Consider the following 12267-nt stretch of genomic DNA (forward strand, 5'->3'; position numbering starts at 1 on the left):
TTATGCATCAGCGGGAAAGGAGGAATCGTTATCAGCCGGATCGCCAAGGTTGCTGTGGCAGCCGCCGTTATTTCCATCGATAAACCTTACAGCTATCTTGTTCCGCCCCAAATGGAAGACGCCGTAGCCCGCGGCAGGCGCGTGATGGTGCCCTTTGGCCGCGGCAGCAAGCTGACCGAAGGCTTTGTTCTTGAAGTTTGCCCCGAAGAAGAACCGAAAAGGCTAAAGCCGCTGGCCCATGTTTTTGATGAGACCGTGGCGCTGGATGAAGAAATGCTGGCTTTGGCCGCATTTTTGCGAAAAAGGTATTTTTGCACCTTTTTTGAAGCCGCCGATCTGCTGGTTCCTCCGGGGGTATGGTCACAGAAGACGCCCCTTTATGAAAAAGCATCGGGGTGGGATTGGGAAACCGCCCAGAAGCTGTGCGGCGATGATTGGGATCTTGTGGCCATTGCCCAGATGATTTTTGAATCGTCCAAACCGATTTCCGAAAGCATGATGAAAAAAAGCTTTTCGGCCGAAGCCATCCGAAAGGGATGCAAAGTTCTGCTTGAAAAAGGGCTTATCGAGCAAACCTATGATTTTGAACCGGGCATCAAAGATCAAACCATTCGAATGCTGAGCTTGGCCATGCCGCCGGAAGAAGCGATCTCAAAGCTTCGCCGGGGCAGCGGTTATGAAAATCGCGTGGAAATATTAAAATATATTGCACAATTTGATCACATTCCCGAAAAAGAAGTTTGTTATATTACAGGTGCGCCCGCAAGCAGTGTTAGAACTCTGGTGAAAAACAAGCTGCTCAACAGCCGCGAAGAAGAGACCTATCGCCGGCCGGTGTTCACCGCCCGTGAGCAGGCAGAGAGCATTTGCCTCAATGAAGAACAGCAGGCGGCTTATGATTCCATCGGCGCGCTGGCGCCGCCCGCCGTGGCGCTTCTGCATGGGGTAACGGGCAGCGGCAAAACGCAGATCTATCTTGAACTGATCCATCGCTTTTTGGCCGAAGGGAAGAGCGCTATGCTGCTGGTGCCCGAAATTGCGCTGACCCCCCAGATGGTGCGGCAGTTTTGCGCGCATTTCCAAGAAAAGGTGGCTGTGCTTCACAGCGCGCTTTCACCGGCCCAGCGTTATGATGAATATAAGCGCATTCGGCAGGGGAAAGCCACTGTGGTGGTGGGAACGCGAAGCGCGGTGTTTGCGCCCATCAAAAATCTGGGCATCATCATTTTGGATGAAGAACAGGAATGGACTTATAAATCGGATATCACGCCGCGCTATCACGCGCGTGAGGTGGCAAAGTTCCGCTGTGTTCAGCAAAAGGCTTTGCTGGTGCTTGGTTCCGCCACCCCTGCCGTTGAAAGCTTTTATCACGCGGAACAGGGGCAATATCATCTTTTCAGTGTGACCGAGCGTTATCAGAACACGCCGCTGCCGAAAGTGGTGCTTTCCGATATGCGAAAGCATTTGAAAGAGGGAAACCCTTCTGTTTTCGGCGCGGAATTACAACAGGAACTGGAGATCAATTTAGAGCGCGGGGAACAAAGCATTCTCTTTTTGAACCGACGCGGCAACAGCCGCATGCTTACCTGCGTTTCTTGCGGTTATGTTCCGCAATGCCCCAATTGCAGCGCGGCGCTGACTTATCATTCCAAAAACAATCGCCTGATGTGCCATTACTGCGGCCATTCGGAACCCCTGCCCACCGTTTGCCCCCAATGCGGCGAAAGCAATTTAAAACTGGTGGGATGCGGCACGCAGAAAGCCCAGGAAGAATTGGAGGAACGATTCCCCGGCGTTTCGGTCATTCGCATGGATGCCGATACCACGGTGCAGCGCACTTCACATGAGAAACTGTTAGATCAATTTGCCAGCGGCGGCGGTGATATTTTATTGGGCACCCAGATGATCGCCAAAGGCCTCGATTTTGACAATGTTACCCTGGTGGGCGTTTTAGATGCCGATTTGTCGCTGTATAACGGCGATTACCGCGCGGGCGAAAGAACCTTTTCTCTTCTGACCCAGGTGGTGGGGCGTGCGGGGCGGCGCGAAAAAACAGGAAGGGCTGTTATTCAGACCTACACCCCCGAAAACGAAGTGATCCAGGCGGCGGCCGCTCAGGATTATCGGCGGTTTTATCGATATGAAATCGAAATGCGCAAAGCGCTGGATGCCCCGCCTTTTCATGATGTGATCTCTTTTCTGGTCAGCAGCGAAGCGCAGGCAAAGGCCGAACGGGCGGCCATGCGCCTGGCCGCTACCATTCGTCAAGGGTTTGCTTCGGCGGCTTATCGCGAAATCGCGGCGCCTGTTTTGGGCCCGGTGCAGCCTTGGCTTTATATGCTCAACAAGCGTTTTCGTTACCAGATCTTGTTCCGCGGGGCGGATGATGCAAAAACAAGAGAGTTTATTGCCCGCATCTTGAAGGCTTTTTATGCGGATAACCAAAATCGGGTGGTCACGCTTATTGCCGATATCAACCCCTATTCGTTATAGCCCGAAGAACGATTTATCCCGCCGCAGAGTAAAAAATGTAAAAAAATCATATTCTATATGGTATAATAACCGCATAGCGGTTATTATACCAATTTCACGGCCCGCCTACGGCGCTGGCCACTTTATACCATTCCTGCTTCGCATGCATGGTATAAAACCGCATAGCGGTTATTATACCAATTTCACGGCCCGCCTACGGCGCTGGCCACTTTATACCATTTCTGCTTCGCATGCATGGTATAAAACCGCATAGCGGTTATTATACCAATTTCACGGCCCGCCTACGGCGCTGGCCACTTTATACCATTCCTGCTTTGCAGGTATGACAAAATCAATCGAACCAGAAAGATCTTGCCGATAAAACGGACGATAGAAAACCGAAAACGATCATCGAGAAAATTGCGATAGAATCAAGTTAAAGGAGTCAGAAAAAATGCCGATTCGAAAAATTGCCGTGGAAGGCGATGAATGCCTGACAAAGGTATGTAGACCTGTTACCGAATTTAACGACCGCCTGTTTCAGCTGTTGGAAGATATGAACGACACGCTGAAAGAAGCGAAGGGGGCGGGCCTGGCCGCGCCGCAAGTGGGCGTTTTGCGCCGGGTGGCACTGGTTTTAGATGAAGAAAACGATACATTCTTAGAATTCATCAACCCACGCATTTTACACGCCGAAGGCATTCAGGATGGCGCGGAAGGATGCCTGAGTGTGCCGGGAAGATATGGCATGGTTGACCGCCCGAAAAAGGTGACGGTGCTTTATCAAGACAGAACGGGCAAAGAGAAAAAAATCACCTTGGAAGATTTTTCGGCCCGCTGCGCCTGCCATGAGATCGATCACTTAGACGGCAAATTATATACACGCCTGGTAAAAGAATATTTAAAACCTGAGGATATGGAATAATGCGGATTGTATATATGGGAACACCGGATTTTGCGGTGGCGCCTTTGGAAAAGCTGATAGCGGAAGGTTATGAAGTGGCGGGCGTTTTCACCCAGCAGGATAAACCTAAAAACAGGGGAATGAAACTGACCCCGCCGCCGGTGAAAATCGCGGCAGAAAAGCACCGGATTCCTGTTTTTCAGCCCAGAAGCTTCAAAACAGAAGAAGCCTTTGAAATGCTGCGCGGCTTAAACCCCGATTTGGTGGTAGTGACGGCCTATGGCAAATTATTGCCCAAGCGCGTTTTAGAGCTGCCGGTTCATGGCTGCATCAATGTGCATGCTTCTTTGCTGCCTGATTACCGTGGGGCAAGCCCCATTCAGCAGGTGCTGCTGCGCGATGAAAAAGAGACCGGCGTGACGATCATGCAAATGAATGAAGGCCTTGATACAGGCGATATGCTGCTGCAGAAAAAGCTGGCCATTGAACCGCGTGAAACCGCAGGAAGTTTACACGATAAGCTGGCTGAACTGGGCGCGGAAGCGCTTATCGAGGCGGTGAAAGCGCTGGAAACCGGCAAGATCACAAGAACGCCTCAGCCTGCGGAATGCAGTTTTTATGCACCGCTGATTCAAAAAGGCGATGGCAGCATCGATTTTGGCCGTTCGGCGCGCCAGATCGATTGCCAGGCCCGCGCCTTACAGCCGTGGCCGGGAACCTTCGCGTTTTTAGGCGATCAGATGATCAAATTTTTTGGCATTTGCACAAAACAGCAATCTCATGCCCAGCCGATCGGCGCGATCATGGGCTGTGACGAAGAAGGAATGCAGGTGGCTTGCAAAGACGGGGTCGTGATGATCGCCGAGCTTCAGGCCCCCGGGGGAAAAAGAATGCGGTGCGCTGACTATTTCAGAGGGCATCCATCCGAAAAAAATGGCTGCTTTCATAATTGAAAGGTGAAGCAATATGTATATTGATTATTACTATTTGATTCTTGTTTTACCCGCGGCGATTTTCGCCATGTGGGCGCAGGCGCAGGTGAGCGGCACTTTTAATAAATATTCCCGCGTGCCCACCCGCAGCGGGATGACAGGCGCGATGGCCGCCGAAGCGGTTTTGCGCTCGGCCGGCATCAGCGATGTGCGAATCGAACATATTTCGGGCAATCTGACCGATCATTTCGATCCGCGCAGCAAAGTGATCCGTTTATCCGATTCCGTTTATCAATCTTCCAGCGTTGCGGCGGTGGGGGTTGCGGCCCATGAAGCGGGCCATGCCGTGCAGCATGCAGTGGGATATGCGCCCATCAAACTGCGCAATGCCATTATTCCCGTTACGCAGATCGGTTCCACCCTTTCCATGCCGCTGCTGCTGATCGGGTTGTTTTTTAACTATCCGCCGCTGTTTTATGCGGGCATCCTGTTTTTTGGCCTGGCAACGCTTTTCCAGCTGGTCACTTTGCCGGTGGAATTTAATGCCTCTCATCGCGCCATCGTGGCTTTGGATGAAGGTAGCCTGCTTTCTGAAGATGAACTGCCCGGCGCGAAAAAGACTTTGCGTGCAGCCGCATTGACTTATGTTGCCGCGCTGGCGGTTTCGGTGGCTCAGCTGCTGAGATTGCTGCTGATCTTCGGCAGAAATAACCGTGATGATTAAAAACCAAAACACACCAGAGAAAATGGAGTATAAATAGAGTGGGAAATGCGAGAAATGCAGCGCTGGCAGGGCTGAAAGCTTTACGGATAAACGGCACTTGGCCCGATCAATTCGTGCAGCAGGATCTTTCAAAATATGAACTGGATGCCCGCGACAGCGGGCTTGCCGTGGCGCTGCTCTACGGAACCTTGGAGCATCGCAATCTGATCGATTTTTATTTGGAACAGTATTCTTCGATCAAGCTGAAAAAAATCATGCCGCAGGTTTTAGACTGCCTGCGTCTGGGCATTTATCAGCTGATCTGGATGGAGAAGATCCCCGATCACGCCACTGTAAGCGAAATGGTTCGTCTGGCCCGCAAAAGCGGCGGTGACCGCGCCGGTTCTTTCTGTAATGCGGTTTTGCGAAAGATCAGTTTGGAAAAAAGCAATCTGCCGGCAGTTCCCAAAGAAAATTTCGCGCATTATCTGGCGGTGGAATATACACACCCCGAATGGTTCACCGAGAAAATGACAGCAATTTTGGGAAAAGAAGAGGCTGAGATGCTTTGCCGCGCGAACGAAAGCCACGAAGAAGTGACACTGCGCGTGAACACTTTGAAGATAACGGCGCCGCGGCTGAAAGAACTTTTGATACAGAAAGAGATCGAGGTTTCGGAACACCGCTTTTTACCCCATTGTCTGGTGGTGCAAAACGGCGGTGATTTGACAAAGCTTCCCGAATTTGAACAGGGGCTGTTCTATATTCAAGATATCGCAAGCCAGCTGGCGGCATGGGCGCTGGGCGTCAAGCCGGGGCAGAATGTCATCGATCTATGCGCCGCCCCAGGTGGAAAAACAATGATTGCCGCGCAGATGCAGCAAGGTAAAGGCGATCTGCTTGCCATTGATGTTCATGAATTCAAATGCAAAGAACTGCAAAAAACAGCCAAACGCTATGGCGTGGAACATTTTAAAACCGCCTGCGCCGATTCTTCTGTGATGAACCCAAGTCTGCGTGATACCGCCGATCGGGTGATCTGCGATGTGCCGTGTTCCGGCATGGGCATTATCCGCAAAAAGGCAGATATCCGTTTTAAAACAGCCGAAGAAGTGAGGGAGATGCCCCCGCTTCAGCGAAAAATACTGGAATGCGCCGCCGCATATTGTGTTTTGGGCGGGAGTATTGTATATTCAACTTGCACGATCCTGCCTGAAGAAAACGAGCAGGTGGTAAAAGATTTTTTGGCGGGGCATCCCGAATTTTCGGCGGAAGCCTTTGAACTGCCGGGATTTGGCCTGATCGAAGAGGGGCAGCGCACTTTTTATCCTCACCGCGACGGCACAGATGGTTTTTATATCGCCAAACTGAAAAAGGAAGCCTTGCTATGACAGAAAAACAATGCATCAAATCGCTGCTGCCGGAAGAACTGGAAGCTTTTGTGAAAGAGCTGGGCCAGCCCTCTTATCGGGCCGGGCAGATTTTTCAGTGGCTCACCCAGGGGGTCACTTCATTCGATGAGATGACCAACCTTTCCAAAGAGTTTCGAACAAAGCTTGAAGCGCGCGCGTTTATCACGCATCCCGAGATCATTCGCAAACAGGTTTCTGCCAAAGACGGCACAGTAAAATATTTGTTTGGTCTTGCGGATGGGAACTGCATTGAAACAGTTGTGATGAAATATGAGCATGGCAACAGCGTCTGTATTTCCACACAGGCCGGATGCCATATGGGCTGTGCCTTTTGCGCTTCATTTGAGCGCGGTGAAACCCGCGACCTGACGCCCGCCGAGATTTTGGATCAGGTTTTATTTGCCGAAAAAGACAGCGGCATGAAAATTTCGAATATCGTGTTGATGGGAACCGGCGAGCCTTTGGATAATTATGAAAATGTGATCCGCTTTTTAAAGCTGGTTTCACACCCCAAGGGCATGAATATCGGCATGCGCCATATCTCGCTTTCCACCTGCGGCCTTGTGCCGCGCATTTATGATTTGGCAAAGCTCGATCTTCAGCTCACTTTATCAGTTTCGCTGCATGCGCCGTTTGATGAGATTCGAAACACCATCATGCCGGTGAATCATAAATATCCGATCGCCCAGCTGATGAAGGCCTGCCGCGATTATTTCAATGAAACGGGCCGGCGCATTTCTTTTGAATATGCGATGATCGCAAATGTCAATGACAATGAGCGCTGCGCATTGGAACTTTGCCGTTTGCTGCGGGGCATGATCTGTCATGTGAATCTGATTCCGCTCAACCATGTGGAAGGCAGCCCGCTGCTGCCATCGAGCAAAGAGAATATCAGAAAGTTTCAAAACATCCTGCTGCAGCATAAGGTGAACACCACTGTGCGAAGAAGCTTGGGCGGAGATATCGACGCTTCTTGCGGGCAGCTGAGAAGAAAAGCTCTTGCAGAAAAGAGGAAGAACGAAGAATGAGAGTATGGAGCAAAACAGATGTAGGCGCCGTGAGAAAAGAAAACCAGGATGCATTTGCAGAGCAACATTATAATCAGGAAGAAGCCCTGCTGATCGTATGCGACGGCATGGGCGGGGCAAAGGGCGGCGCGGTGGCCAGCAAAATGGCCATTGAAACGATTTGCGAGGTGCTGGGGCAAAACATCAAACCCCATCGCACCACCACGCAGCTGGCCGATCTGCTGCTGGAAGCCGCCGAGAAAGCAAACAAAAAGGTGTTTGACACGGCGCTGGGCGATGAAAGCCTTAACGGCATGGGAACCACCATGGTTTGCCTGCTGCAAAGCGGCGATAACATGGTGGTGGGCAATATCGGCGACAGCCGCGCATACCTGATCGATGAAGACGGGATGCAGCAGATCACGGCCGATCATTCGCTGGTGGCCGAAATGCTGAGAAGAAAAGAGATCACCCCACAGCAGGCGCAGCATCATCCCAACAAGAATGTGATCACACGCGCGCTGGGGGTCGATCAGCGCGTGACCTGCGATATTTTTCCTTTGAAAAAGAAAAAAGGGCAATATATTCTTCTTTGCTCAGACGGCCTGACCAATGAGGTGAGCGAACCCGAAATTTATTATGAGGTCTATCATTCTCAAAAACCGGAACAGGCATGTGAAACCTTGATAGAAATTGCAAAAACCCGAGGCGGTCATGACAACATTACCGTTATGCTCGCATCATTTTAGGGAGGGTTAAACGGTGGATAAATACATTGGAAAAATGCTGGATAACCGATATGAAATTTTAGAGATCATCGGCCGCGGCGGCATGGCTGTTGTTTATAAGGCCAAATGCCATCGCCTCAACCGCTTTGTTGCGGTGAAGATCTTGAAAGAAGAATTGGCGCAGGATGAAGAATTCCGCCAGCGCTTCCGCGATGAATCGCAGACGGTCGCGATGCTTTCTCACCCCAACATTGTTTCGGTTTATGATGTTTCCCGCTCGGGTGATGTGGAATATATCGTGATGGAGCTGATCGACGGCGGCATCACTTTAAAAGATTATCTGGCCAAAAAAGGCCCGCTGAACTGGAAAGAAACCGTCTTCTTCGCTATGCAGATCGCAAAGGCTTTGGAATACGCTCATTCACGGGGCGTGATCCATCGTGATATTAAGCCCCAGAATATCATGCTGCTGCGCGACGGAACGGTGAAAGTGGCGGATTTCGGCATCGCGCGCCATGTGACGAACGGCAACACCTATAACATGGGCGAAGCCATCGGTTCGGTTCACTATGTTTCGCCGGAACAGGCCAAGGGCAGCTATATCGACAACCGTTCAGATATTTATTCGTTGGGCGTGGTGATGTATGAAATGCTCACGGGGCGCCTGCCTTTCGAGGGGGATTCCCCTCTGGCGGTGGCTTTGCAGCATATCAATTCCATCCCGCTTCTGCCTTCCGATTATGTCAGCGATATTCCGAAGACCCTTGAAGATATCACCATGAAGGCTATGAGCCCTCAACTGAGCTCGCGCTATGCTTCCGCAACGGAACTGCTGAGTGATTTAGAGCATTTCCGTGAAGATCAGCATTATAAAGTTCAGGTCAACCGTTTCGATTTGGATGAAAATGCCCAGGGCGAACTGGAAAAAACACAGGTGATCCCCCCGGTTGGCGCCAGACAGGAAGAACCGGACGAAGGAACACGGAAGATCCCCGTTGTTTCGGGCGGAAGAAACGATCTGCCGCCGCAGAAGGGCAAAGGGAAAAAGAAAATTTCCGGTTCGCTGATGTTCACCATTGCGGCGATCAGCATTTTTTGCATCGGCGCGATCTTCTTCATTGCCGCGTTGATCAGCCCCTTTGGCAGCAGCGATAAATCAAAAATCACCGCGCCGAAACTGGTGGGCAGAACCTTTGAAGATGTGGCGGCAGACACCCAGCTGCAGGAGCAGGGCTTCCAGATCGTTGAAGAAGAACGGGTCTATGACGATAAAGTGCCTGCGGATGAAATTATTTCGCAATCGCCGAAAGCCGGCGCAGCTGTGGGCAAAGATAAGATCATCAAAGTCACCGTAAGCCGCGGCGCCAAAACAGAAAAGCTGGCGGATTACACGAATATGGAATACCGCAAGGCAGAGATCGAACTTGATCGTTTGGGGATCGAATATACCGAGCAGTGGGAATTTTCAAAAGACTTTGTGAAGGATTATATCATCAGCACTTCCCCCGGCGAAGGCGCTGAAGTGGCAGAGGGCGACAAAATCGTTCTGGTCATCAGCAAGGGGCCCGAAGTGGCGCAGGTGGATGTGCCCAACCTGACGGGCTGGAGCGAAGAAGACGCGCGCAGCACCCTGGTGGGCAAAGGTCTCATCGTGGGCAAGGTCACACCGGTAGACAGCGATAAACCCGATAAAACCGTGGTATTTCAATCGATTCCCGCGGGCACAAAGGTGGATGCGGGCACCACGGTCGATCTGCATATCAGCAATAACAAGCCGAAAGAGCCCGATAAACCCGCCGAAGTATCTAAAACACTTGATATTTCTTTGGCAGAAGACAGCGGAAATCCGCTTGCCCCGATTAAAGTGACTGTGCTGGTGGATGGTTCGAAGGTCTATGAAAAAGAGCATAACCCCAGTGAAAACAGCGTTTCTGTGAAAGTGACAGCCACTGCGGGCAAGCATACGATCACGATCATTCAAAACGGAAACACTTATGAAGAAGTGATGGAATTTTAATGGAAAGTAAAAAGCAATATGCTGTTATTTTAAAAGGCATCGGCGGATTCTATTATGTGGATGCCGAAGGGGAGACCATTGAATGCAAAGCGGGCGGAAGATTGCGCAAACTGCGCGATTTCCGCCCCGCGGTGGGCGATTTGGCCCAGATCGAGCGGCATGGCGAAACGGGTTATATCGTTTCCATCGAGCAAAGGCGCAATTTCCTTTTGCGCCCGCCCATCGCCAATATCGATCGGCTGTTCATCGTGGCTTCTCAGGCCGATCCGATCACAGATTCCTATTTGATCGATAAGGTAATGGTGATTGCGCAGTATCAAAAAATTGAACCGATCTTGCTTTTGAATAAGTGGGATCTTCTGCCCAGCCTGCAAATGGAAGCGGATTACCGCGGCGCGGGCATCCGCGTTTTGCGCACCAGCGCAGAAAGCGGGCAGGGCATCGATGAATTAAGGGCATTGCTGAAAGGCAAAATATCTGCCTTTACCGGCAATTCCGGCATCGGGAAATCAAGCCTTTTGAATCGGCTGGAACTGAAATGCGGCGCAGATATGGAAACTGGCGGCATCAGCCGCATCAGCCGCGGCCGCCACACCACCCGCCATGTGGAACTGTTCCCGGTGGAAGGCGGAGGGTATCTTGCCGATACCCCCGGGTTCTCTTCTTTTGATATCAGCAAAATGGAGCATATCCCAAAAGAAGAGCTTCAGGAATATTATGAGGAGTTTTCGCCTTATCTGGGGCAATGCCGCTATCACGGCTGCGCCCATTGCAAAGAACCGGGCTGCGCCGTGGAAGAAGCGGCGCAAAAAGGCGAGATCAGCCGCGCACGGCTTGAAAATTACAGAAAACTATATGAAGAACTGTCACAGTGGAAAGAATGGGCCAACAAATGAAACAAGCTTTGATCATCGCGGCATCGCCGGAAGAAAATATCGATTATATTCGGGCGGTTTATGAAAAATTAGAAGATCCGCTGGTGATCTGCGCCGATGGCGGGATGAAAAAAGCGCAGCTGCTTTCGATTCCCTGTGATCTTTTGATGGGGGATATGGATAGCGGCGGAACCCCTGTGAACTGCGCCGCCGTTCGGTTTCCCGCCGAAAAAAATTATACCGATTCGCAGGCATGCTTAGAAGAAGCCATTGCCCGGGGTTGTGACCGGCTTTATCTGACCGGCGCCAGCGGCGGCAGGGTCGATCATTTTCTTTGCAACCTGCATTTGCTGGAAGCCACCGAAAAAAAAGGCGCGGAAACCTTTTTGATCGATGCCCGAAACGAAGTGCAGCTTTTGAAGAATCAGATCTATCGGATCCCCGCGCCTTACCGGTATTTTTCGCTGATCCCCATCACCGAAACGCTGGAAGGTGTTTTGATCCGCAACGCCAAATATCCCTTGGAAAACGCATTCGTTCGAAGAGAAGATTCCCTGACCGTCAGCAATGAACCGAAGGAAAACCGTGAGGTCGAGATCACGGTGCAAAAGGGGAAAGCTTTTTTGATTTTCTCAAAATAAAAAATCGTCTGGGCCGCTGCACATTTGCAGCGGCTTTTTCATAGGATGCACTAACAAAGCTTGGAGTGGTAACCTATGAGAAGAAACAGGCGTTGCTACATCCCGTTTATGGCCGCCGTGGTATCCGGCATACTCATTGCATTATTGCTGCCCATGTGGGTTTGTTTTTGGATGATCTTAGGAATTCTTGTTCTGATTTGTCTGCTGTGACAGGCGGCATGGCATAACATAGATGGGGAGGACGCAGCATGAAAATTTATGTGGTGAAAGCACCGCGCTTTATGAGCAGTTTTCTTACGCTTTTTCGCCATAAAAACGCAAGACCGTGAAACAACGGGAAGAAAAAGCGGATCATGGCAAAATGTAACGGTGAATCGAAAAGCGGGCAATGGTTTAACAGCCATTGCCTGTTTTTTTGCGCAAAAAGGTCTATAGATTGTTTTGCGGCTTTGAAGCCGGACAAAAGCGAGATCACCACATGAAAAAAGGACATGAAGAACCTTTTTCGGGAATATAGTGAAGAGAGGGAAAACCTCCGCCTGAAAAATATGGGAAAATCAGCATATTTGAAGCAGG

Annotated in this window: 10 protein-coding genes; all 10 read left to right on the plus strand. The window is 50.8% G+C overall.

Features of this window, described 5'->3' with window-relative positions; translation table 11 throughout:
* Positions 1–54: 54 nt before the first annotated feature.
* The 10 genes from priA to ACJA3I_RS07070 all read left to right on the plus strand — a co-directional run bounded on the left by priA (position 55) and on the right by ACJA3I_RS07070 (position 11691).
* Positions 55–2493 (plus strand): replication restart helicase PriA, encoded by a 2439-nt coding sequence (gene priA, locus ACJA3I_RS07025; protein WP_458861900.1) that lies wholly within the window; start codon positions 55–57, stop codon positions 2491–2493.
* Positions 2494–2926: 433 nt separating this feature from the next.
* Positions 2927–3397, plus strand: a complete 471-nt coding sequence (gene def, locus ACJA3I_RS07030) for a peptide deformylase (protein WP_458861901.1) — start codon at positions 2927–2929, stop codon at positions 3395–3397.
* Positions 3397–4329, plus strand: coding sequence for a methionyl-tRNA formyltransferase (fmt, locus tag ACJA3I_RS07035; RefSeq protein ID WP_458861902.1), 933 nt, complete (start codon positions 3397–3399; stop codon positions 4327–4329). Before def ends, fmt begins: the two co-directional genes overlap by 1 nt.
* Before the next feature lie 13 nt (positions 4330–4342).
* The gene (locus tag ACJA3I_RS07040; RefSeq protein WP_458861903.1) at positions 4343–5032 is read left to right on the plus strand and encodes a zinc metallopeptidase; all 690 of its coding nucleotides are present in this window, start codon (positions 4343–4345) and stop codon (positions 5030–5032) included.
* 38 nt (positions 5033–5070) lie between these two features.
* The gene (gene rsmB, locus ACJA3I_RS07045; protein ID WP_458861904.1) at positions 5071–6402 is read left to right on the plus strand and encodes a 16S rRNA (cytosine(967)-C(5))-methyltransferase RsmB; all 1332 of its coding nucleotides are present in this window, start codon (positions 5071–5073) and stop codon (positions 6400–6402) included.
* The gene (rlmN, locus tag ACJA3I_RS07050; RefSeq protein WP_458861905.1) at positions 6399–7451 is read left to right on the plus strand and encodes a 23S rRNA (adenine(2503)-C(2))-methyltransferase RlmN; all 1053 of its coding nucleotides are present in this window, start codon (positions 6399–6401) and stop codon (positions 7449–7451) included. The genes rsmB and rlmN overlap by 4 nt, the downstream gene beginning before the upstream one ends.
* Entirely contained in the window at positions 7448–8179 is a 732-nt protein-coding gene (locus tag ACJA3I_RS07055; RefSeq protein WP_458861906.1) for a Stp1/IreP family PP2C-type Ser/Thr phosphatase, read from the plus strand. The genes rlmN and ACJA3I_RS07055 overlap by 4 nt, the downstream gene beginning before the upstream one ends.
* A 13-nt stretch (positions 8180–8192) precedes the next feature.
* A complete protein-coding gene (gene pknB, locus ACJA3I_RS07060) occupies positions 8193–10175 on the plus strand; it encodes a Stk1 family PASTA domain-containing Ser/Thr kinase (RefSeq protein ID WP_458861907.1) in 1983 nt (660 codons plus the stop codon).
* Entirely contained in the window at positions 10175–11071 is an 897-nt protein-coding gene (rsgA, locus tag ACJA3I_RS07065; protein WP_458861908.1) for a ribosome small subunit-dependent GTPase A, read from the plus strand. Before pknB ends, rsgA begins: the two co-directional genes overlap by 1 nt.
* The gene (locus tag ACJA3I_RS07070) at positions 11068–11691 is read left to right on the plus strand and encodes a thiamine diphosphokinase (RefSeq protein ID WP_458861909.1); all 624 of its coding nucleotides are present in this window, start codon (positions 11068–11070) and stop codon (positions 11689–11691) included. Before rsgA ends, ACJA3I_RS07070 begins: the two co-directional genes overlap by 4 nt.
* Positions 11692–12267: the final 576 nt, after the last annotated feature.

Origin of the sequence: Acidaminobacterium chupaoyuni, from assembly GCF_047936785.1 — a bacterium.
GTDB lineage: Bacteria > Bacillota > Clostridia > Oscillospirales > Butyricicoccaceae > Acidaminobacterium > Acidaminobacterium chupaoyuni.

What these genes read in the sequence shown, in the direction of transcription:
- def (WP_458861901.1), top strand. Translation starts at nt 2,927, where the DNA reads ATGCCGATTCGAAAAATTGCCGTGGAAGGCGATGAATGCCTGACAAAG.
- fmt (WP_458861902.1), top strand. Translation starts at nt 3,397, where the DNA reads ATGCGGATTGTATATATGGGAACACCGGATTTTGCGGTGGCGCCTTTG.
- ACJA3I_RS07040 (WP_458861903.1), top strand. Translation starts at nt 4,343, where the DNA reads ATGTATATTGATTATTACTATTTGATTCTTGTTTTACCCGCGGCGATT.
- rlmN (WP_458861905.1), top strand. Translation starts at nt 6,399, where the DNA reads ATGACAGAAAAACAATGCATCAAATCGCTGCTGCCGGAAGAACTGGAA.
- ACJA3I_RS07055 (WP_458861906.1), top strand. Translation starts at nt 7,448, where the DNA reads ATGAGAGTATGGAGCAAAACAGATGTAGGCGCCGTGAGAAAAGAAAAC.
- rsgA (WP_458861908.1), top strand. Translation starts at nt 10,175, where the DNA reads ATGGAAAGTAAAAAGCAATATGCTGTTATTTTAAAAGGCATCGGCGGA.
- ACJA3I_RS07070 (WP_458861909.1), top strand. Translation starts at nt 11,068, where the DNA reads ATGAAACAAGCTTTGATCATCGCGGCATCGCCGGAAGAAAATATCGAT.